Genomic DNA, 20,224 nt, shown 5'->3' with positions numbered 1-20,224 from the left:
ATGGCCGGTACGGCTCCGGTGGCTCCATGGGTCCGCACGCGGCTGCGCGCCGCGCCCGGAGCGGCGCTCGCCCTGGCCCTGCTCGTCGCGCTGACCGCCGCGCTGGCCGCCGCCTTCCCGCGAGCCGTCGACCGGTACGAGGACGCCGGGCTGCGCAGGCTCCTCGACGACGCCTCGGCCCAGAAGACCACCGTGCAGGTGTACGCCCCGCAGCCCGGCGTCGAACTCCCGCAGGAGCAGCGGGAGAAGGCCCTGCGCGAGGCCGCGCTGCGCACGGCGTACGCGAAGGTGCTGGCGGCAGTCGAACGGCCGCTGGTCGTCGACCGTACGCAGTCCTCGTACGGCGTCCGCACCGCCAACCCCACGGCCGCGCTGGACCGTTGGCTGCCCATGCCGACCGGGCTGCCCGCCCGTATGTCGCTCATCGCGCAGAACGGCCTCGCCGACCACGCCCGGCTCGCCTCGGGGCGCCTGCCGCGCGTCACGGGCCCGGTGACCGCGGCGACGGCCGAGGTGGAGGCCGCCGTCACCGCCGAGACCGCCAAGACCCTCCGGATCAAGGTGGGTTCGGTGATCCACCTGCCCGGCATCGAGCGCGCTCCCTTGTCCGTACGGGTCACCGGCATCGTCGCCCCGCGCACACCCGGGGGCGCGTACTGGACGGCGATGCCCGTGCTGCGCAAGCCCTCCCTGATGGTGCTGCCCACAAATGGCGGCCCGCCGGAAAAGTACTGGCTGGGCGCGCTGCTGCTGCCGCCGGACGCGGCCCCCGCGATGCTCGGCACGCCCGGAAAGCCGGAACGCTACTGGCAGTTGGCGCCCGACACCGCCGCCCTGGCCGCGCACGACGTGTCCCGTCTGGCCTCCGCGATCGCCGCACTGGAGTCGGGCCCCGGCCTCGGCCGGGTACGGGAGCGCGTCGACCCGCTGGCCGACGCGACCACGGACCTGGACGACGTACTGGAGTCGTTCACCCAACTGCGTTCCGGCATCGGCCCGTTGGTGGCCGTGGCCGCCTTCGGCACCGGCACGGTCGCCGCCGTCGTCCTGCTGATGGCGGGCGGCCTCGCCGTCGACCGCCGCCGCGCCGAACTGGCCCTGCTGCGCGCCCGCGGCGGTTCCCTGCGGGGCGTCTCGGGGCGCCTGCTCGCCGAGACGGCGGTGGTCGCGCTGCCCGCGGGTGCGCTGGGCCTAGGCGGCGCGCTGCTCGCGGTCCCGGAGGGCCGCCGCTCGTACGCGGTCGCGGCCGCCGTCACCGTGACGGTCCTGGCCTGCACCACCCTGCCGGTGCGCGCGGTGCTCGCCCACCGCGCCGTACGCGTCCACGGGGCCCGCGAGGACCTGACGTCCGTACGCCCGTCACGGCGCCGTACGGTCGCGGAGCTCACGCTGCTGGTGCTGGCGTCGGCGGCGGTCGTGGCGCTGCGGCGCCGGGGGGCGTCCGATGCGTCGGGCTCCGCCTCCGGTGACCAACTGGTCGCGCTGGCACCGGTGTTGGTGGGTGTCATCGCGGCCCTGGTGCTGGTCCGGCTCTACCCGCTGCCGCTGCGCCGGCTGTCCCGGACCGCCGGGCGGCTGCGCGGCGCGGTCGCCCCTCTCTCGCTGGCCCGCGCCGGCCGTACCTCCACCTCCACGGTCCTGCCCCTCCTGGCCCTCCTCACCGCCCTCACCACCGCCGCCTTCGGCGGTTCGGTCCTCGCGGGCGTCCACGACGCCCGCGACCGCGCGGCCCTCCTGACCACCGGCGCGGACGCCCGCGTCGAGGCGACCCACGCCCTGCCCTCCACCCTGGCCGACCGGCTCCGCCGGACTCCGGGCGCGCGCGTGGTCACGCCGGTGAGCATCGCCTACCAGGCGCGGCTGGGCGAGGGCTCGGGCACGGAGGAGGAGACGGTCCCGGTGGCGGGCGTGGATCCGGACGCGTACGCGCGGCTGGCCCGGGGAGCGGGGCTCGGGGGATTCCCGGCCGGGGAGCTGAGGTCACGGGGGTCGGGGCAGGGTTCCGGGGCCGCGCCCCTCCCCGCCCTCGCCTCTCCCGCCGTCGCCGACCGCTACGGCACGCGGCCGTTCGCCGTGCGGATGGAGGACGGCAGCCGGGTCACCGTGCGGATCGCTCTCGTACGGGAGTTGACCCCGGCCGTCTCCGACATGGACTTCCTGGTCGTGGACCGGGCCGGACTCGGGACCCGCGCCGCGCGCCCGACCGCGCTGTTCGTGACCGGCGACCACCTCGACGGGGCCGCCCTGCGCAAGGCGTCCGGTGCGGGCGTGACCGTACGGCTGCGGGCGGAGGAGCGGGCGCGGTACGTCGACTCGCCCTTGCAGTCCGGCGCCGAGCGGATCTACACGGCGGCGGTCGCGGCGGGCGCCGGGTACGCCGTACTCGCCCTGCTGCTCTCCCTCATACGCGCCGCCCCCGAGCGCGCCGCGCTCCTCGCCCGCCTCCGCACCATGGGTCTCACCCGCGCCCAGGGCCGCCGCCTCCTCGTCCTGGAGGCCCTGCCCCAGGCCCTGCTCGCGGCGGCGGGCGGCGCGCTCACGGGCTGGGCGGCCATCCGTCTGCTCTCCCCCGGCATCGACCTGACGGCCATCGCCCTCGCCACCCACGACTCCACGCCGGGAAGCGCCCGGCTCCGCACGGACACCCTCTCCTTGCTCCTCCCGTCCCTGACCGTCCTCGCCCTCGCGACGGGCATCGCGGCGGCACAGGCGTGGTGGACGGGGAGAAGGGGGTCGGTACGGGAACTGCGGGCGGGGGACGCACGATGAGCGGCGCCCTCGCAGCCAAGCCAAGTGCTACACCGCGCACCCCTTCGACGAGCGCTACGAGCGCCACCAGGAGTCGCCCATGACCACCACCGACCCCACCTTCGCCGACCTCGCACACCGCGCCGCGGCCCGCCGGGACCGCCCCGCCTACGGCCACGACGCCCTGATCACCTGTGACCGTCTGGTGCGGATCTTCTCCACGGACGGTGTGGAGGTCCAGGCGCTCCAGGGCCTCGATCTGCTGGTCCGCGAGGGCGAGTTGATGGCGCTGGTGGGTGCGTCGGGCAGCGGTAAGTCGACGCTGATGAACATCCTGGCCGGACTGGACACCCCCACCGCGGGCGCGGCCAAGGTGGCCGGCCGCGACCTGCTCACGATGGGCGCGAAGGACCGGCTGAGCTACCGCCGCGAGGTCGTCGGCTTCGTCTGGCAGCAGACGTCCCGCAACCTCCTGCCCTACCTGACAGCGGCCCAGAACGTGGCCCTCCCGATGCAGCTGTCCGGCACCGCCCGCAAGGGCCGCCGTTCCCACCGCGCTCAGGCCGAACGCGCCCTGGAACTCCTGGAGTTGCTGGACATCGCCGACTGCCGGGGCCGCCGCCCGCACCAGATGTCGGGCGGCCAGCAACAACGCGTCGCCATCGCGGTGGCCCTGGCCAACGCCCCCGCCGTCCTGCTCGCCGACGAACCCACCGGCGAACTCGACTCCCACACCGCCGAGCAGATCTTCGCCGCCTTCCGCACCGCGAACGAACACCTCGGCACCACCATCGTGATCGTCACCCACGACCAGGCGGTCGCCGGCGAGGTCCGCCGCACGGTCGCCATCCGCGACGGCCGTACCTCCACGGAGGTCCTGCGCCGCACCGAGGTCGACGCGGCCACCGGTCAGGAGGCGGTGGTGGCCCGCGAGTACGCGATGCTCGACCGCGCGGGCCGCCTCCAGCTCCCCGCCGAGTACACCGAGGCCCTGGGCATGCGGGACCGCGTGGCGCTGGAACTGGAGCCGGACCACATCGGCGTATGGCCGGACGACAGCGATCACGGGTGATCGACCGCCGTAACCGAACAGCCGTCGATCCGGGGTATTGAGCCGGGTTCAGCGCACGCTGACGTCCAGCGCCCCAAGTCCGGCCCGGCGCAAGGCGATCGACCCGTACGGCGTCCGCAGCCGGAGCCACGCCCCCGACGAGAACAGCCCCAACGGGCTCTCGCCGGGGGCGTCCTGGCGTGCGGCCTCGCTCGTGGTGCGCAGGAATCCCAGCGACTGTGCCGCGTGCGCGGCCCGCACCGGAAGCCCGGTGTCGCCGATCGGCCGGGACCAGATCTCCCGTCCGATCCGGTCGAGTTCGGCACGGGTACGGGCCTCGGGTGCCAACTCCTGTGTACGGGACCGGAATTCGGCGACCGCGGCGGCGACCATCGCGCGTACCGCGTCCGGCGCGGGCAGCCCCGGCTCCGGCTGCCAGCCCCCGCGCGGCGGCAGCACTCCGGCCCACGGCGGCCCGGTGACGGCGGCCGGGACGGCGGCGGTGGCCGCCGACTCGTCGACGGACTCCAGGAGTTCACCGGCGGACACGGTCACGTCGAGGCTGACGTCGAGCCCATTCTCGTACGGCTTGGCGAGGCGCGCCGTACGGATGGCGAGCACCTCGAAGGACGGCGGGCGCCCGAAGACCGCGAGCGCCTTGCCGTGCGCCTGGAGGCGCACGGCTGCCGCGCGGTCGTAGTGGATCAGCCGGGAGAGGAAGGCGGCGAGATCCGCCGCCTCCCCTCCGTCGGCGAGGTGCAGAACGGTCATGCCGCGACGGCCTCTTCGGCCTTGTCGTCCCGGTACTCCTCCAGGAACTCCCGTTCCTCGGAGGTGATACGGCGCGGGCGCTGGGTCTCGAAGTCGAACGGCACTATCACCGTCGAGGCCCGGACGTAGACCACTTCCTTGGCGTCAGGCGCGGCCGGGTCCTTGACCTCGTACGTGATCGTGAACGCCGCCGCCCTGATCTCCGTGACCCACAGCTCGATGTCCACCGGCGTGTGCCGGTGGACCAGCTGCCTCTTGTAGTCGATCTCGTGGCGCGCCACCACAGACCCCTGCTTGAAGTCCTTCTCCGGGCGGAACAGGAAATCGATGCGCGCCTCCTCCAGATAGCGGAGGAACACCACGTTGTTGATGTGGCCGTACGCGTCCATGTCCGCCCAGCGCAGCGGGCAGCGGTAGATGTGCCGCAAGGTCGATCAGCCCCGGGTCAGCTTCTTGTAGGTGGCACGGTGCGGGCGAGCCGCGTCCGGGCCGAGCCGCTCGACCTTGTTCTTCTCGTACGAGTCGAAGTTGCCCTCGAACCAGAACCACTTGGAGTTGCCCTCGTACGCGAGGATGTGCGTCGCCACTCGGTCCAGGAACCAGCGGTCGTGGGAGACGACCACGGCCGCACCCGGGAACTCCAGGAGCGCGTTCTCCAGGGAGCCCAGCGTCTCGACGTCGAGGTCGTTGGTCGGCTCGTCGAGGAGCAGCAGGTTGCCGCCCTGCTTGAGGGTCAGCGCCAGGTTGAGGCGGTTGCGCTCACCACCGGAGAGGACGCCGGCCGGCTTCTGCTGGTCCGGGCCCTTGAACCCGAAGGCGGAGACATACGCACGCGACGGCATCTCGACCTGGCCCACATTGATGTAGTCCAGCTCATCGCTGACGACGGCCCACAGGGACTTCTTCGGGTCGATGTTCTCGCGGCTCTGGTCGACGTACGAGATCTTGACGGTCTCGCCGACCTTGATCGAGCCGGAGTCCGGGGTCTCCAGACCCTGGATCATCTTGAAGAGCGTGGTCTTGCCGGCGCCGTTGGGCCCGATGACCCCGACGATGCCGTTGCGCGGCAGCGTGAAGGAGAGATCGTCGATGAGGACCTTCTCGCCGAAGGCCTTGGAGAGGTTGTTGACCTCGACCACGATGGAGCCCAGGCGCGGGCCCGGCGGGATCTGGATCTCCTCGAAGTCCAGCTTCCGCATCTTGTCCGCCTCGGCGGCCATCTCCTCGTAGCGCGACAGACGCGCCTTGGACTTGGCCTGACGCCCCTTGGCGTTGGAGCGAACCCACTCCAGCTCTTCCTTGAGCCGCTTGGCGCGCTTGGCGTCCTTCTGCCCCTCGACCTTGAGGCGGGAGGCCTTCTTGTCGAGGTACGTGGAGTAGTTGCCCTCGTAAGGGTGCGCGCGGCCGCGGTCGAGCTCAAGAATCCACTCGGCGACGTTGTCGAGGAAGTACCGGTCGTGGGTGACGGCGACGACGGTGCCGGGGTACTTCGCGAGGTGCTGTTCCAGCCACTGCACGGACTCGGCGTCCAGGTGGTTGGTGGGCTCGTCGAGAAGCAGCAGGTCAGGAGCCTCAAGCAAGAGCTTGCACAGCGCGACGCGGCGACGCTCACCACCGGAGAGGTTGGTGACGGGCCAGTCGCCGGGCGGGCAGCCCAGGGCGTCCATGGCCTGCTCCAGCTGGGTGTCCAGGTCCCACGCGTTGGCGTGGTCCAGGTCCTCCTGGAGCTTGCCCATCTCGTCCATGAGCGCGTCCGAGTAGTCGGTCGCCATCAGCTCGGCGACCTCGTTGAACCGGTGCAGCTTGCCCATGATCTCGGCGGCGCCGTCCTGGACGTTCTGCAGAACGGTCTTGGACTCGTCGAGCGGCGGCTCCTGGAGCAGCATGCCGACGCTGTAGCCGGGCGACAGGAAGGCATCGCCGTTGGAGGGCTGCTCAAGGCCCGCCATGATCTTCAGAACGGTGGACTTACCGGCACCGTTCGGCCCGACCACACCGATCTTCGCACCCGGGAGGAAGCTCAAGGTGACGTCGTCGAGGATCACCTTGTCGCCGTGCGCCTTGCGCGTCTTGCGCATGGTGTAAATGAACTCAGCCAAGAGAAACCGTCCGGACGCTTGAAATCGGGAGTGGGCAGATACACCCCATCTTGCCTGACGGCTACCCCTCGAAGGAAACCCGTTCGGTCAGGGGCCCGTGACCTGGACGTTCACTGCCCCTGCTCGTAGCCGACCTGTCACTGGTTGTCGCCGTCGGTCGCTGCCGAGCGGCCTCGCACGGCCCAGGGACGGCCCAGGAGCTGCCCGCCCGTCGCCGACATGACGCAGGTCACGCCCAGCCTCGCCGTCACTCAAGCGGTTGGGGAGCGACCGGAAACTGCTCGCTGTAGAGCAACCCCAAACCAGGCATCCCGCACTTCCAATCCGGCCCTGGCTCACGATGACTCACCCACCCCATCAGGGCGATAATTAGATAAAAGGGTGTTTCCATGCAGCTCTGCGCTTACGCGAACGATCAACACATGGGAAGCAGGAGTGCCGAGATGATCACCCAAGAGCAGATTCCAGCCGTGCTGGACCATCCCGTCCACGACGCCGAGGGGAACAAGATCGGCGACGCCAAGCATGTCTTCCTCGACGAGGTCACCGGCCAGCCGGAATGGGTCAGCGTCAAGACCGGCCTGTTCGGCACCAGTGAGTCCTTCGTCCCCATCTGTGAAGCCACCATGGTCGAGGACCACCTCGAGGTCCCCTATGCCAAGGACACGGTCAAAGACGCCCCCAACGTCGACGTCGACGCTGGCGCCCACCTCTCTGAGGACGAGGAACACCGCTTGTACGAGCACTACGGCATCGCCTGGGACGAAGCCTGGCAACAGGCCAACCAGCCCGGTGGCGGTTGGGCCCACACCAGCCCCCGGCCCTCCACAGACACCACCAGTGACGGCACCGCGCTCGACTACGACGACACCACGGCTTCGGGCATCGCCCGCAGCGGCAAAGAGCACGTCAACACCACCGCCACACAGAGCGACTACGACGACACCACGGCTTCGGGCATCGCCCGCAGCGGCAAAGAGCACGTCAACACCACCGCCACACAGAGCGACTACGACGACACCACGACCTCGGGCATCGCCCGCAGCGGCAAAGAGCACGTCAACACCACCGCCACACAGAGCGACTACGACGACACCACGACCTCGGGCATCGCCCGCAGCGGCAAAGAGAACGTCGACACACCCTCTGCCGGCTCCAAGAGCTCCCCAGACGATGAGGCAATGACGCACTCGGCTGAGCAGATGCACCTCGGCACCGAGCGCCGTGAAACAGGGCGGCCCCGGCTACGCAAGTACGTGATCACCGAAGAGCAGCAGTAGACCGCCCCCGTGCGCCACGAGGAAGTCCGCGTGGAACGCGCGCCGATCACCGACGCCAACGCGGATCAGGCCAAGTCCGGGGCCGGAGATCCCCGAGACGCTCGCACTGCTACCTCTTGCAGTGCTGGCAGGCTGTGAGCCCCTCTTCCCGAAGCAACTTGAGCACGCGGCTGACCTTGGGACAGTGCTCGTCTGACCTGCTGCGATGGCCCGTAGGTGTCTGTAGGCGTCCGCCGCAGTCCGTCGACGTTGTCATGGGCGTGGACGGTTTCGAACCGCCGACATCTGCCTTGTAAGGGCGGACGTGGTCGGAAGGACCGCTTCCCAGGCCAGCCTTGCCGTGTCAGCCACTCAGGTGACCGGCCCATCTCGACTGCGGCGAGCCGTCGTTGACCGTGGTTGACCGCACGATGTGGCACGCCTGTGGCACGCGACCTCTTCGCCCCGAAGCAAGCTGGGCGGGCCTCGGACCTTGGACATGCGACGCCCCTGCCCCCTAGTGGTCCTCTGCCTGGTCCCTCAGGTAGACAGTCACCCGTGCTCATTGCGAGCGTGAGCGTCGCCCGATGCACTTGGAGCGAGCGGGCAGGTCCGGCCACAGCCGCACCTGCCGATCCTCAAGGTTTCCTGGAAGTACTCCACGTCAGTATCGCTACGAGAGTCTCGCCCAAGCCACTTGAGCGAGGATCGGTCTGATCTCGCTACTTACAACATCCCCCAGCGCACCAACGCGGATCGCGCATACGATCGGGGAACGTGAACTTCGGCACTACGCGTTGACGGTGGAGGGAACCTTGTCTGACAAGGGTGCGGACTATGAAGAAGTCGCTGAGCCGCTGCGGAATTTTGCTCCGGCTCTAGAATCCCTCCTACGAGAGTTGCTCCTTTCGGAGGGCATTCAGTTTCACTATGTCCGGTCGCGCGTTAAGACAAAAGTCAGTACTATTAAAAAGCTGACGAAGCCAAGTAAAACATACACCGGCATTTCTGATCTAACCGACATGCTAGGCGTTCGCATCGTCACATATTTCCCTGACGATGTAGATCAAGTAGCCAAAGTGATTCGCAGAGAATTCTCAATCGACAACGAGAACTCTACCGACAAGAGGGCGCTACTCGATCCGGACCGGTTCGGCTACCTTTCGCTACATTACGTTGCCCGCCTTGGTGAGAATAGGTCCAACTTGGCCGAGTATGCGAGATTTACTGACTGTACGTTTGAGATTCAAATCAGGTCCATCTTGCAGCATGCATGGGCAGAGATTGAGCACGATCTCGGATATAAATCTTCGAGCGGCATTCCCGCGGAAGTAAGGAGGCGATTCTCGCGTGTCGCGGGCCTCCTCGAGGTAGCGGATAATGAGTTTCAGGAGATTCGAAACTACCTAGTTCGACATCAGCAGAGGCTGGAAGCTGCCGACCGCAGGAACTGGAAAGGCGTGTCCATCGATCAAGATGCGGTCTATGCCTTCATGCGTCGGGAAACAGTGCTTCGCCAACTAGACCGAAGCATTTCTAAGGCTGTAGGCATGTCGCTGACCCGGCCAACTCGCACCTATGCCGCTGCCCGTCAGGGCGAACTCAAAAGTGCGGGTTTCGAAACACTCAAGGACGCCAAGGAAGAAATCGAGCGGGACGCACAAGAAATTGCAAAGTTCGCCCATGCTTGGATTTCAGATGACGCGACACCGCGCCTTTGGCCCAAAGGTACCGATGTGAGCGAAATGGGAGAATTTGACGATCCTGACGATGGCTTTGAAGTTCTCCCTTCTGGTATCGGGCTTTTTTATCTCTGGCTTTACAAGTGCGCTAAGGGTGATGTACAAGATCCCCCTTATCACGAGGTGACGCTAAAGCACTTGAAACTAACATATGAAGGAATTCGGTCATCATAATTTCAGAGGGCGACATCACCATTAATCCGCAGAATAGGAGTTGCCCACTTTGCCTAGTGAGAGTACTGGGCCGGACGAAGAGTCCCTAACGGCGAAGCTGCAGGCATGGTTGGCACTTCAGGGATACCCCCTTGAAATGCGAGTCGCCAGAGAACTAAAAAGGAAGGGGATTCGCGCAATCTCATCGGATTACTACGTAGATAGCGAGTCAGGAGACCATAGAGAGATTGACGTCACTGCACGCATTCCCCTCTGCGATCTGGCGAACCTCGATGGCCAAGTAGCATCCTTTCTCTGCCCTGTAATCGAGTGCAAGAGTGCGCCAGGGAAGCCATGGGTCCTGTTCGAGGGAGCAGACCTGCATCCGGTGGCGAGTGTGGCACAGCGGTTCGTGTTGAACGCGGCACAGCACCACTGGGTCCGCTACGCCCGAGAAATCAATGTCACAAAAACGCCCCTTGCGGAGATCCTGCCCCTATTTAACATTGGAGACAATCCCGCATACTCGGCAGTCCGGAGCAGCCTGGGTAAGAACAGAGAAGACGCTGCATACGGCGCCATGGTTAGCGTAACAAAGGCGGCTCATGCAGTCGCCAATATGTATCCACATAGGGGAAATTTGGCGATGCATGTAGCCGTTCCAATTATCGTAGTCGACTCTCCGATATTCACCTGCAAATTGAATGATTCTGGCGAGATGCTAATCGAACCGGCCGAGCGCGGCACGATTGTATGGAAGAAGGGGGTGTCGAAATCTTATTCACTCCATTCGATCATCACCGTCGTCTCCGAGTCAGCCCTCCCGGCCCTTTGCGATGACATTGCGAAAACCGCATCCTATCTTCGTCGCTCTCTCCCCCCTTGGGCAGCGCAGGCGTGACGCAATCGAGGTCGGCGGAGCGGCTTTGGGCTGGAGCTGCTTTGGGGCGAGTGATCATGGCCCCGTAAGCTCATGGCGAGTCGGGCAGTCTGTGGACCTGCCCGGTAAAGCACGACGTTGGGGCCATGATCTTAGAGGCTCGCCCCAAAGTGGCTGCCTAAAGCCGTGGAGCCGACCGCCCCAGCCACAGAGGGTGTCTCCCCCTTCGTGCCCGCAGCTCGCTAGCGCGCCGCCGGGCGGGGCCGCCGCTGGCGAAGACAGGGCGGCGGCCCCGCCGACAAGGCGGCGCGCGCCCGCGCCGTGCGCGGGCCTTGATGAAGTAGGGAAAGTTCTACCGCGCTGTGCACTGTTGGGGCGCTCGGCCATGGGCTGTCGGCTGGGTAGCCAACTCGGCTACGGTGCGATTCATGCCCTCTGCACTGGACACGCCCCAAGGCGCGGCCGAACTGGCCGAGTCACTGTTGCCCCCGCTTGGAAACAGATGGCTGCACACTCAGGCCGTAGCCGCTCGGGCCCGTGAGGCGTCCGCGGCTGTCCCTGCGCAAGAGCGCGATCTCCTCGTCGCAGCGGCCTGGCTCCATGACCTCGGGTACGCGCCAGAGCTGCGAGACACGGGATTTCATCCGCTCGACGGTGCACGGTATCTGGAGAGGCTCGGCGCCCCTGATCGACTCGTGCGGCTCGTCGCACATCACTCCGGGGCCGTCTATGAGGCCGAGCAGCGCGGGCTGTCGACGGAGTTGGAAGCATACGAGCGTGAGGACTCGCCACTCCTCGACGCCTTGATCTACGCGGACATGACGACGGGCCCCGCCGGGCAGGCCTTCGACTTCGATCGACGCATCGATGAGATCCTCGTGCGGTACGAGCCGGGAAGCGCTGTGCACAATGCGATCAGCAAGGCTCGCCCGTATCTTGGCGCGGCCGTCGAACGTACCCGTGCGCGTATCGATGATCAGCCGATGTAGGGCGTTTGCCGTTCGGCCATGCCGTGGTCGATCCGCATCCGCATGGACGGGTGGATGTTCAGTTCGTCCAGCCTGTTCGGCGCGACGAACGCCACTTCCTTGCTCTCGCTGCTGGTCCGCAGCTCTCCGCCGACGATGCGCGCCGCGAAGCAGATCGAGAACTGTTGGCGCACTTCGCCGTCGTCGTACCCGATGACGTGCGCCGGGTTGGTGTAGAGGCCGACCAAACCCGTCACCTCAACGTCGAAGCCGGTCTCTTCCTTCGTCTCCCGTACGGCGGCATAGGGGGCTGACTCCCCGACGTCGACACCGCCGCCAGGGAGCGCCCACAGGTCGTTGTCCGTCTTGTGGATCAACAGGACTTCCCCGGCCTCGTTCAATGCCACGGCGGTGACTGAGGGCACGATGCTGTTCGCCTTCGGGGCGTTCGGATCATTGAAGTAGTCGATGCGGGCCATACGTCCAGCCTCGCACGTCCCCCGCCAGTGGTCAGGATCGCTGCACGCTCGCCGGTCCGAGGTCGCGGCCATCCAGTACCTCGATGGTGACGATGACCGTCGCGCTTGGATCAAGACTGAGCCACATCACAGCCTCGTCGTTCTCTTCCAGCTGGCACACATACGGGGTGGGCGAACCCTGCGGTGCGGTCAGGAGGTTGCGGCAGGTGGGCGTGCACGTGCAGGCACCGTAGTACCGCAAGGTCGGGATCTGTTTGATCAGGACCGTATCGTCGGGGTCGAGCAGGCGCAGGATGTCGGCCGTCAGCTGGGGGAAGACGTCCGCGAGCAGTGGTAGTTCCTCAACAGTCATGGCGTCACCGGAGTCCCTCGCTCCCACGCGTAGTCGAAGCTGCGCATGTAGTGCCGGAAGGTGCGGGCACCGGGGATGTAGCGGAAGTGCAGGATCGGGTTCTGTCCTGCCGGGGCTCCGAGAACGTGCGGGTTAACCAACACGTCGTCATCGAAGCGGTAGATGGAGTTGTACAGGATCGTGTCGTGAAGCCTGATCTCCACACCGGGAGTCTTCGCCGCCGGTTCGAGATAGCGGCGGGTTATCCGAGCTCGGGCGGCCAGATCGTCGCCGATACCTTCCTCCTCGCCTCGCTGGCGGATCATCTGCGAGTCCGGGTCGCCCAGGAGGACACGGACCTGAGTGCCGGCCGTTGCCTTCTCTGCGAGCTGGTCGGGTAGATCGGGGTGGCTGTCGAAGAGGAACAGTCCTGCGTATACCAGGATTTCGACCTGATCTGTCGCCTTCTCGATCAGCGACGACCACAGGGAAGCCGGGACGGCGCCGCGGTGCGGGTAGTACGTGACCAGTTCGGACGTGCTCGCGGTCTCGGCCTGCTTCTCCACGGTCGGCCAGAGGTAGACCTCGTCAACGCCTAGGTAGCTCGCGGCCTTCCAGCGGTGGCCCCTGTGCGGCGTGCGGTTCGTGGTGATCCATCGTTCGACGCTCTTCGGGTCCACGCCGACGTGGTCAGCAACGGACTGGATGGTCTCGCCCTTCGCCGAAATGGCCGCGCGCAGACGCTCGTTCGCCATGAGGCGTCCTCCCCGTGGGACGTAGGGACGTTTTGACGGTAGCTCAGGCGTCCCTAAACGTCCAGACGGACCGTGATACGTCCACGGCCTCTCGCGGTCTCCTGATCTCACCGGCAAGCACCGGTCAACATCCGCTAGATGCAGGAGAACAGACGATGCGTCAGATTCCCGTCGACACCACCGCCGCGACCGTGATGGTCGCCAAGAGCCCGCAGCCGAAGGTCAAGGACCGGCGTACCGGTGAGATCGCCGTCGACAAGGACGGCGTGACCCTGATGACGGTGGAGGTCATGTTCTCCACGCCGGACGAGGTGGAGATCCTCAAGCTCACCGTTCCGCAGCCGGGCGTCTCCGAGGACTTGGCCATGGGGACCCCGGTCGCCCTGACGGGTCTGGTCGCCTCGGCGTGGGAGAACGAGTTCAACGGGCAGAAGCGGCACGGGATCGCGTTCCGCGCGGTCGCGGTCACCTCGCTCGCCGCTGGCGCGTCGAAGCCCAAGGCGGCCTGATCATGGCCGTCTTCACGGTCGCGCTGGTGCTGGTCGTCGCTGCCGCAGTGATCCTGCGGTGGCGGCGCCCCGCCTGGTACTGGTCGGCTTTCGGTGCCGTCTTCGCGATGCTGCGGGTCCTGGTCCGCTACGGCTCGGTCATGGACGCGTGCGGGCTGACCGTCCCGCCCTCCCGCTGGCGCCTGGCCTTCGCCCGGATCGCCAACCGGCCCGTCCCGGAGTCCCGCGCCCCGCGCATCCGGCGAGTCCGCCCCACGCGTACCGGCCTGGTGCTGCGGCTCAAACTCCGGCCCGGGCAGGACGCCTTCGACGTCTCCGCCGCCACGGACCGGCTGCGCCATTCCTTCAGCATGTACGGCGTCACCTCCCGCGAACTGCGCTCAGGTGTCGTCGAGTTGAGGATGACCGGCTACGACGTGCTCAAGCAGGTCCACATGCCCGCCAAGACCGACACGGCCCCCATGCGGGTCCCGGTCGCCCTGCGCGAGGACGGCGCAGTGCACTACCGCGACTATCGGGCCGTCCCGCACGGTCTCACCCTCGGCGCCACCGAGTCCGGCAAGTCCGTCTACCAGCGCAACCTGGTCGCCGGTCTCGCCCCGATGAACGTCGCGCTCGTCGGCATCGACTGCAAGCAGGGCGTTGAACTCTTCCCGCTGGCACGCCGGTTCTCCGCGCTCGCCGACAACCCGGACACCGCCCTCGGCCTCCTCGAAGCCCTCGTCACCCACATGGAAGGCGTCTACCAACTCATCCGCGCCGAGCAGCGGATCACCGTGAACGTGCCGGACGCGGAGATCGCCGCCGACATCTGGGACCTGCCCAACGATCTGCGCCCGGTGCCCATCGTGGTCCTGGTCGACGAGGTCGCCGAACTCGCCCTGTTCGCCACCAAGGACGAGGAGAAGCGCCGGGACCGGATCATCACCGCCCTGGTCCGCCTCGCCCAGCTCGGCCGTGCTTCCGGGATCTACCTGGAGATCTGCGGGCAGCGCTTCGGCTCCGAACTCGGCAAGGGCATCACGATGCTCCGCGCCCAGCTCACCGGCCGCACCGCGCACCGCGTCAACGACGAATCCTCCGCCAACATGGCCTTCGGGGACATCTCCCCGGACGCCGTCCTCGCCGCCATCCAGATCCCCACCGAGACTCCCGGCATCGCCATCACCGGCGACGCCTCCGGCGGCTGGGCCCGTATCCGCGCCCCGCACACCACGCTGCGCGAGGCCGTGAACCTCTGCAACAAGCACGCTGACCGGACCCCGGACCTGCCCGCGCTGGCGGCCTTCCGGCCCGCCACCGCCGCGCTGCCGTCGGACCGCGTGCCGCTGTCCAAGACGGCCCCCGTCACCGTCTGACCTCTCCCGCTTCCCGGTCGGCGCGACCGTCTCGCGCCAGGTCCCTACCCCCTCCATGCCCGGAGAAGGGAGAGCACGCCATGTGCCCCGACTGCGAGGACTTCACCCGCACCGTCCTGCTGCTCGGCCAACTCGCCCTCTACGCCGACACCCTCGGCGCTGACGACGACTTCATCGAAGCCATCGGCCCGTCGCTGGCCGCGTCCCTGCCGGAGCCGCCGCCCGGCACCTTCCCGCCCGGCTACGACCCCACCGACGGCCCCGACTACCCCGGTGATCCGTCGTGATGGCCCGGCCCGCGCTCCGCGTGGACGCCGTCCTCGTCCAAGCCGTCATCGCGGGAGCCCTCTCCTTCGCCCACCTGCACGACCTCGCCGACGCAGCCGGACAGGACGGCTGGAAGGCATGGGCCTACCCGATCTCGGTGGACCTGCTCCTGGTCGCCGCCTGGCGACGGCTCCGGAGCGACGGACCGTCCCGGCTGGCCTGGTGCTGGTTCCTGATCGCGCTGTTCGCCTCGCTCGGCGCCAACGTGGCCACCGCCGGATTCCTCGACCTTCAACACCCGCCCGTCTGGCTGCGGTTCGGCATCGCCGGATGGCCCGCCCTCGCCTTCCTCGGCGGCACACTCCTCGCCCACTCCACCGGAGACCGGACGCCGGTTCAGCCGGCACCCGCGGCCTCGGCCCCCGCACCGGAAGTCGAGCCGAACGTCGTCGCCCCCGATCCGCTGCCCGAACCCGCTCCCCTCCCGGCTGCCGAGGACACCCCGGCACTCGCCCCCGCCGCCGAATCCGCCCCGACGGCTCCGCCCGTCCCGGCCGCCCTGGTCGACCACGCCCGCAAGGTCGCCGACGACCACCACGCCCGCACCGGTGCCCGGATCGACACCGAGACCCTGCGTGCCCGCCTCGGCGTCCCGCCCCAGCTCGCCGACGCCATCGCCGCCCAGCTCGCCTGACCGCAACCGGAAGGAAGCCCCGGATGACCAACGACCCGGCCGATCTGACGAGCGCCGACTACCTCGACGGCGCACGGGAGATGCACGCCGCCGGACGCCCGTACCTCGCCTACCTGCTGGCCGAGGAAGCCGCGCAGCGCACCACCGACCCGGCCACCGCCCGCAGCATCCGTGCGCAGTTCCCCGACCCCACCACCGCCCGGAAGGACTGATCGACATGCCCGCTCGCGACCACTTCCACTCCGTGATGCGGATCGGCCCCGTGCAGATCGGCACCCACCGCGACCGCCACGGCCGCACCAAGCACGCCGCCGTGTGCACCAACGACCGCTGCGGCTGGTCCGCCGACTACTCCAGTCAGAGCGCCGCCCAGCTCGCCGCCCGCACCCACCGCTGCACCGCCCGATAGGAGCCCGCCGTGGACGTCCCGCTCTGGTTCGCCCTGATCGTCGTCGGCTGGCTCGGCGTCAAGCTCATCCGCCCGCCCTGGTGGCTCGTGGCCGTGCTCCTCCTCGGCGGCTACCTCCTCGCCGACAGCCTGCTCGCCCCCGCCATCAACACCGCCGTCAAGTAACCACCCGCGAAAGGAGATCCACCATGCTCCGCCCCAAGATCCCGACCATGCCCCAGCCGACCGGCCTGGTCACCCCGCCCGCCGTCATCGAACCGACCGCCGTGGTCCAGCACACCCCGGCGGCCCCCGCGCCCGCCCCGGCCACGGCTCGGCCGACCGTGCAACTCACCCCGGGCGCCGTCATCGCCCTCGTCGGCAGCGGCACCGCCGTGGTCCTGGTCGTCGGCGCCGTCCTCGTCTCGATGCTCCTCGCGGTCGCCATCACCGGCGCATCCGTCGCCATCTGCGCCCTGGTGATCCGCTCCCTGATCGCCTCCGAGGGCAAGCGCCGCTGACCGGTCCCCGGGCGGCCTCAACCGCCAAGTCTCCGCCGCCCGGGAGCCGTGCCCCTGCCCGAACCAAAGGATCCGGAAGGAACCCCAGCATGAAGCACCGCATCACGCCCACGCCCCCCATCTGCCCGGCCTGCGACGGCTTCGCCTCCGCCGCCATCACCCTCGGCGGCCGCGACCGGCACGGCCACCTGCGCACCATCACCGCACACTGCCCGACCTGCCACGGCACCGGCACCGCCCGCCGCTCGCCCATCCGGGAGGGCGCCCGTGCCTGACACCCTGCTCGACCCGACCACCCTCGGCGACCTGCTGAGGGTGGCTTCGGCCAACGACTTCGACCGCTGGCACGACCAAATCCGCCGCACCGGCGGATGCTCCGACCCCATCCACCTGACCGGCTGGACCCTCACCAAGGACAAGACCACCGGCGAGACCCTGCACCACTACTCGACGGAATCCGAGCCGGGCGGACGGCTGCGCGTCGCGTGCGGCAACCGGCGGGCCTCCCGCTGCCCCTCCTGCGCCTGGACCTACGCGGGCGACACCTACCACCTGATACGGGCGGGCCTGGCAGGCGATGACCGCCGCGACATCCCCGCCACCGTCCGCGATCACCCCCGGGTCTTCGCCACCCTCACCGCCCCGTCCTTCGGCCCCGTCCACAACCGCCCCGATCGAGGCACCTGCCGATGCGGCACCCGCCACCCGGCCGACGACCCCGCCCTCGGGACCGCGCTCGACCTGGCCACGTACGACTACACGGGCGCCGTCCTCTTCAACAACCACGCGGGCGACCTCTGGCAGCGCTTCACCAACCGACTCCGCCGCGAGATCGCCGCCCGCGCGGGCCTCACACAGCGAGAGCTGAAGGAGACGGCCCGACTGTCGTACGGCAAGGTCGCCGAGTTCCAAAAGCGCGGCGCCCTCCACTTCCACGCCATCATCCGCATCGACGGCTCCGAAGGACCCGAAACCCCGCCCCCGTCCTGGGCGACAGTCGACCTCCTCGCCGACGCGATCCGCGCCGCCGCCACGCACTCCTACACCTCGGTATCCGTCCCTGCTGCCAAGGACCAACCCGCCCGCACATTCCGCTGGGGAACTCAGCTCGACGTCCGCCCCGTGAAGGCCTTCGGCGACGGCTCCGACATCACAGAACAGGCCGTCGCCTCCTACGTCGCCAAGTACGCCACCAAAGCCGCCGAGAACACCGGCACCCTCGACCGCCGCATCGGCGAACTCTCCGAACTCGACCGCCATCACGTCCCCGACCACACCCGCCGCCTCATCGAAGCGTGCAAGACCCTCGACCCGCTCTACCCGGACCGCCGCCTGTGGGCCTGGGCGCACATGCTCGGCTTCCGCGGCCACTTCTCCACCAAGTCCCGCCGCTACTCCACCACCCTCGGCGAACTCCGCCAGACCCGCGCCGACTACCGCGCCGCACAGGAACGCGACGCCCTCGGCCTGGAGGACCGCGAGCCGGACACCGTCCTCGTCCTCGCCGACTGGCAGTACGCCGGACACGGCCACACCCCCGGCGAATCCGCACTCGCCGCCACCATCGCCCGCGACCTACAGACCAACCGCGAAACAGCCCGCGAAGAACTCCGAGCAGCCCACGAGAGGGAGTGGTGACCATGGCAACACGGCTCCCCGACCGCTACCTGACACCTGACGACCTGGTGGAGATGTTCGACCTCCCCAGCGTCGAAACGGTCTACCAGTGGCGTCGCAAGCGCACCGGTCCCCGCGGCTTCCGGGTCGGCCGGCACCTGCGCTACGACCCGGACGACGTCCGTACCTGGGTCGAGTCCCTCCAGGAAGGGGCTGCCGCCTGATGGCCGGACACATCCAAGACCGCTGGTACAAGGTCGAGATCGGCTCGGACGGCAAGAGCCGCAAGGTGAAGAGCGACCGGTTCGGCATGGGCCTCCGCTACCGCGCGCGCTACATCGGCCCAGACGGCACCGAGAAGTCCAAGAGCTTCCCGGACAAGCAAAAGCGCTTGGCCGACGCGTGGCTGACCAACATCGAAGCCGACATGGCACGCGGTCAGTACATCGATCCTCGTGCCGCACGGACGACTTTCCGTGAGTACACGGATCGCTGGATCGCCGCACTGACCACCGACCTCACGAGCCGGGCCGCGGTCGAGGGACGGCTACGCCTTCATGCCCTGCCCTACCTCGGAACGCGCCCGATCGGTTCGTTCCAGCCGGAGCACATCCGGGACTGGAACCGTCAGCTCGAAGACGCCGTGGCGTCGGCTTCCTACCGGCGCCTGATCTTCGACGCGGTCTCCTCCGTGCTCACTGCGGCCGTAGATGACCGTCTGCTGGCCTCAAATCCCTGCCGGGCTCGATCGGTCAAGGCGCCTCGTCCGGCGCCGACACGCGTCCGTCCATGGTCGGCTTCGCAGGTGTTCGCAGTGCGGGCCGGATTGCCCGAGCGCTACCAGGCGATGACGGACGTCGGCGCGGGGTGCGGACTCCGCCAAGGCGAGATCTTCGGTCTCGCTGTCGACAACATCGGCGATCTCGGCTGGCTTTACGTCCGGCAGCAGGTGAAGAAGGTCCGCGGCTCGCTCGTCTTCGCACCGCCGAAGCGCGGCAAGCTCCGTGACGTGCCTCTGGACCCTGAGGTGTCCGCAGCCCTGACCGAGCACATGAAGCGCTTCCCGCCGGTCGACGTGACACTGCCCTGGCTGACGCCGACCGGGCCCAAGGTCACGCATCGGCTCGTCTTCACGAGCAGCGTCGGCACGGCCCTGTGGAGCAACGGCTTCAACGACGAGCGGTGGAAGCCCGCGCTCGCGTCTGCCGGGATCATCCCGACCCCCGAGAAGGGCCAGCGCTACGCGGCAGCCCGCGAGCACGGGATGCACGCCCTGCGGCACTTCTACGCCTCGGTCCTCCTGGACGCCGGGGAGAACATCAAGGCGCTGAGTCTGTACCTCGGTCACAGCGATCCGGGATTCACGCTCCGCGTGTACACGCACCTGATGCCGAGCAGCGAGACCCGGACCCGGAAAGCGATCAGCGCGATGTACCGGGCCGCCGGTTACGCCCATGACGGCCCAGAGACGGCCCAAGCCGCCTGACACGGCCCCTCATCGACGGGAAACCCGCTGGTGAGGGGCTGTTTCCTGCCCAAGATCGGTCAGTAACACCCCATCTTGCCTGACGGCTAGCCCTCGAAGGAAACCCGTTAGGACAGGGGCCCGTGACCTGGCCGTTCACCGACTGAGC

Annotated in this window: 23 protein-coding genes; 17 read left to right on the top strand and 6 right to left on the bottom strand. The window is 68.2% G+C overall.

Annotated features, from left to right (window positions below; translation table 11 throughout):
* Together OIC96_RS31270 and OIC96_RS31265 are read left to right on the top strand one after the other, a co-directional pair.
* Positions 1–2,769, top strand: coding sequence for an FtsX-like permease family protein (locus OIC96_RS31270; RefSeq protein WP_330304649.1), 2,769 nt, complete (start codon positions 1–3; stop codon positions 2,767–2,769).
* A 79-nt stretch (positions 2,770–2,848) separates the two neighbouring features.
* Positions 2,849–3,820: an ABC transporter ATP-binding protein gene (locus OIC96_RS31265; protein WP_330304650.1), complete on the top strand. Its 972-nt coding sequence runs from the start codon at positions 2,849–2,851 to the stop codon at positions 3,818–3,820.
* Between the two features lie 48 nt (positions 3,821–3,868).
* Here the strand turns inward: OIC96_RS31265 and OIC96_RS31260 are convergent, their stop codons facing one another.
* The 3 genes from OIC96_RS31260 to ettA are packed head-to-tail and all read right to left on the bottom strand — an operon-like array spanning position 3,869 to position 6,669.
* Entirely contained in the window at positions 3,869–4,570 is a 702-nt protein-coding gene (locus OIC96_RS31260) for a hypothetical protein (protein WP_330304651.1), read from the bottom strand.
* Positions 4,567–4,998, bottom strand: a complete 432-nt coding sequence (locus tag OIC96_RS31255) for an acyl-CoA thioesterase (RefSeq protein WP_330304652.1) — start codon at positions 4,996–4,998, stop codon at positions 4,567–4,569. Before OIC96_RS31255 ends, OIC96_RS31260 begins: the two co-directional genes overlap by 4 nt.
* A 6-nt stretch (positions 4,999–5,004) precedes the next feature.
* Positions 5,005–6,669, bottom strand: coding sequence for an energy-dependent translational throttle protein EttA (ettA, locus tag OIC96_RS31250; RefSeq protein ID WP_330304653.1), 1,665 nt, complete (start codon positions 6,667–6,669; stop codon positions 5,005–5,007).
* 443 nt (positions 6,670–7,112) lie between these two features.
* Between ettA and OIC96_RS31245 the strand changes: the two genes are divergently transcribed.
* The 3 genes from OIC96_RS31245 (at position 7,113) to OIC96_RS31235 (ending at position 11,692) form a co-directional block, all read left to right on the top strand.
* Positions 7,113–7,949, top strand: a complete 837-nt coding sequence (locus OIC96_RS31245) for a photosystem reaction center subunit H (protein WP_406502264.1) — start codon at positions 7,113–7,115, stop codon at positions 7,947–7,949.
* 794 nt (positions 7,950–8,743) lie between these two features.
* Complete coding sequence (locus tag OIC96_RS31240; RefSeq protein ID WP_330304655.1) at positions 8,744–9,844, top strand: GTP pyrophosphokinase; 1,101 nt, start codon at positions 8,744–8,746, stop codon at positions 9,842–9,844.
* Between the two features lie 1,287 nt (positions 9,845–11,131).
* Entirely contained in the window at positions 11,132–11,692 is a 561-nt protein-coding gene (locus OIC96_RS31235) for an HD domain-containing protein (RefSeq protein WP_330304656.1), read from the top strand.
* Here OIC96_RS31235 and OIC96_RS31230 read toward each other — a convergent pair.
* From OIC96_RS31230 to OIC96_RS31220, 3 genes are read right to left on the bottom strand one after another with little or no spacing between them, the layout of a single operon-like run.
* On the bottom strand, positions 11,680–12,150 hold the full coding sequence (locus OIC96_RS31230; RefSeq protein ID WP_330304657.1) for an NUDIX hydrolase: 471 nt from the start codon (positions 12,148–12,150) through the stop codon (positions 11,680–11,682). The genes OIC96_RS31235 and OIC96_RS31230 overlap by 13 nt on opposite strands.
* Positions 12,151–12,181: 31 nt before the next feature.
* The gene (locus OIC96_RS31225) at positions 12,182–12,502 is read right to left on the bottom strand and encodes a hypothetical protein (RefSeq protein WP_330304658.1); all 321 of its coding nucleotides are present in this window, start codon (positions 12,500–12,502) and stop codon (positions 12,182–12,184) included.
* Positions 12,499–13,236: an XRE family transcriptional regulator gene (locus tag OIC96_RS31220; RefSeq protein ID WP_330304659.1), complete on the bottom strand. Its 738-nt coding sequence runs from the start codon at positions 13,234–13,236 to the stop codon at positions 12,499–12,501. The genes OIC96_RS31225 and OIC96_RS31220 overlap by 4 nt, the downstream gene beginning before the upstream one ends.
* Positions 13,237–13,391: 155 nt before the next feature.
* Here OIC96_RS31220 and OIC96_RS31215 point away from each other — a divergent pair, with 155 nt between their 5' ends.
* The 12 genes from OIC96_RS31215 (at position 13,392) to OIC96_RS31160 (ending at position 20,076) form a co-directional block, all read left to right on the top strand.
* Positions 13,392–13,745 (top strand): SCO3933 family regulatory protein, encoded by a 354-nt coding sequence (locus tag OIC96_RS31215; protein WP_330304660.1) that lies wholly within the window; start codon positions 13,392–13,394, stop codon positions 13,743–13,745.
* Positions 13,746–13,747: 2 nt separating this feature from the next.
* Positions 13,748–15,103: an FtsK/SpoIIIE domain-containing protein gene (locus OIC96_RS31210; protein WP_330304661.1), complete on the top strand. Its 1,356-nt coding sequence runs from the start codon at positions 13,748–13,750 to the stop codon at positions 15,101–15,103.
* Between the two features lie 80 nt (positions 15,104–15,183).
* Entirely contained in the window at positions 15,184–15,390 is a 207-nt protein-coding gene (locus tag OIC96_RS31205; RefSeq protein WP_330304662.1) for a hypothetical protein, read from the top strand.
* Entirely contained in the window at positions 15,390–16,064 is a 675-nt protein-coding gene (locus OIC96_RS31200; RefSeq protein WP_330310104.1) for a DUF2637 domain-containing protein, read from the top strand. Before OIC96_RS31205 ends, OIC96_RS31200 begins: the two co-directional genes overlap by 1 nt.
* A 23-nt stretch (positions 16,065–16,087) precedes the next feature.
* Positions 16,088–16,276: a hypothetical protein gene (locus OIC96_RS31195; protein ID WP_330304663.1), complete on the top strand. Its 189-nt coding sequence runs from the start codon at positions 16,088–16,090 to the stop codon at positions 16,274–16,276.
* A gap of 5 nt (positions 16,277–16,281) precedes the next feature.
* Entirely contained in the window at positions 16,282–16,473 is a 192-nt protein-coding gene (locus tag OIC96_RS31190) for a mobile element transfer protein (protein WP_143614700.1), read from the top strand.
* Between the two features lie 9 nt (positions 16,474–16,482).
* On the top strand, positions 16,483–16,638 hold the full coding sequence (locus tag OIC96_RS31185; protein WP_330304664.1) for a hypothetical protein: 156 nt from the start codon (positions 16,483–16,485) through the stop codon (positions 16,636–16,638).
* A gap of 23 nt (positions 16,639–16,661) precedes the next feature.
* Positions 16,662–16,973, top strand: coding sequence for a SpdD-like protein (locus tag OIC96_RS31180; RefSeq protein WP_330304665.1), 312 nt, complete (start codon positions 16,662–16,664; stop codon positions 16,971–16,973).
* Positions 16,974–17,062: 89 nt separating this feature from the next.
* Positions 17,063–17,248, top strand: coding sequence for a hypothetical protein (locus OIC96_RS31175; RefSeq protein WP_330304666.1), 186 nt, complete (start codon positions 17,063–17,065; stop codon positions 17,246–17,248).
* The gene (gene repSA / locus OIC96_RS31170) at positions 17,241–18,611 is read left to right on the top strand and encodes a replication initiator protein RepSA (protein ID WP_330304667.1); all 1,371 of its coding nucleotides are present in this window, start codon (positions 17,241–17,243) and stop codon (positions 18,609–18,611) included. The genes OIC96_RS31175 and repSA overlap by 8 nt, the downstream gene beginning before the upstream one ends.
* Positions 18,612–18,613: 2 nt before the next feature.
* Positions 18,614–18,814, top strand: coding sequence for a helix-turn-helix transcriptional regulator (locus tag OIC96_RS31165; protein ID WP_330304668.1), 201 nt, complete (start codon positions 18,614–18,616; stop codon positions 18,812–18,814).
* The gene (locus tag OIC96_RS31160; protein ID WP_330304669.1) at positions 18,814–20,076 is read left to right on the top strand and encodes a tyrosine-type recombinase/integrase; all 1,263 of its coding nucleotides are present in this window, start codon (positions 18,814–18,816) and stop codon (positions 20,074–20,076) included. Before OIC96_RS31165 ends, OIC96_RS31160 begins: the two co-directional genes overlap by 1 nt.
* Positions 20,077–20,224 lie beyond the last annotated feature (148 nt).

The organism is Streptomyces sp. NBC_00775 (genome assembly GCF_036347135.1).
GTDB lineage: Bacteria > Actinomycetota > Actinomycetes > Streptomycetales > Streptomycetaceae > Streptomyces > Streptomyces lutosisoli.
The sequence above is the reverse complement of the archived record's forward strand: the minus strand, read 5'-3'. Positions and strand labels throughout refer to the sequence as shown.

Coding starts and splice junctions, on each gene's coding strand:
- OIC96_RS31270 (WP_330304649.1), top strand. CDS start 1: ATGGCCGGTACGGCTCCGGTGGCTCCATGGGTCCGCACGCGGCTGCGC.
- OIC96_RS31265 (WP_330304650.1), top strand. CDS start 2,849: ATGACCACCACCGACCCCACCTTCGCCGACCTCGCACACCGCGCCGCG.
- OIC96_RS31260 (WP_330304651.1), bottom strand. CDS start 4,570: ATGACCGTTCTGCACCTCGCCGACGGAGGGGAGGCGGCGGATCTCGCC.
- OIC96_RS31245 (WP_406502264.1), top strand. CDS start 7,113: ATGATCACCCAAGAGCAGATTCCAGCCGTGCTGGACCATCCCGTCCAC.
- OIC96_RS31235 (WP_330304656.1), top strand. CDS start 11,132: ATGCCCTCTGCACTGGACACGCCCCAAGGCGCGGCCGAACTGGCCGAG.
- OIC96_RS31230 (WP_330304657.1), bottom strand. CDS start 12,150: ATGGCCCGCATCGACTACTTCAATGATCCGAACGCCCCGAAGGCGAAC.
- OIC96_RS31225 (WP_330304658.1), bottom strand. CDS start 12,502: ATGACTGTTGAGGAACTACCACTGCTCGCGGACGTCTTCCCCCAGCTG.
- OIC96_RS31220 (WP_330304659.1), bottom strand. CDS start 13,236: ATGGCGAACGAGCGTCTGCGCGCGGCCATTTCGGCGAAGGGCGAGACC.
- OIC96_RS31215 (WP_330304660.1), top strand. CDS start 13,392: ATGCGTCAGATTCCCGTCGACACCACCGCCGCGACCGTGATGGTCGCC.
- OIC96_RS31210 (WP_330304661.1), top strand. CDS start 13,748: ATGGCCGTCTTCACGGTCGCGCTGGTGCTGGTCGTCGCTGCCGCAGTG.
- OIC96_RS31205 (WP_330304662.1), top strand. CDS start 15,184: ATGTGCCCCGACTGCGAGGACTTCACCCGCACCGTCCTGCTGCTCGGC.
- OIC96_RS31200 (WP_330310104.1), top strand. CDS start 15,390: ATGGCCCGGCCCGCGCTCCGCGTGGACGCCGTCCTCGTCCAAGCCGTC.
- OIC96_RS31195 (WP_330304663.1), top strand. CDS start 16,088: ATGACCAACGACCCGGCCGATCTGACGAGCGCCGACTACCTCGACGGC.
- OIC96_RS31190 (WP_143614700.1), top strand. CDS start 16,282: ATGCCCGCTCGCGACCACTTCCACTCCGTGATGCGGATCGGCCCCGTG.
- OIC96_RS31180 (WP_330304665.1), top strand. CDS start 16,662: ATGCTCCGCCCCAAGATCCCGACCATGCCCCAGCCGACCGGCCTGGTC.
- OIC96_RS31175 (WP_330304666.1), top strand. CDS start 17,063: ATGAAGCACCGCATCACGCCCACGCCCCCCATCTGCCCGGCCTGCGAC.
- OIC96_RS31165 (WP_330304668.1), top strand. CDS start 18,614: ATGGCAACACGGCTCCCCGACCGCTACCTGACACCTGACGACCTGGTG.
- OIC96_RS31160 (WP_330304669.1), top strand. CDS start 18,814: ATGGCCGGACACATCCAAGACCGCTGGTACAAGGTCGAGATCGGCTCG.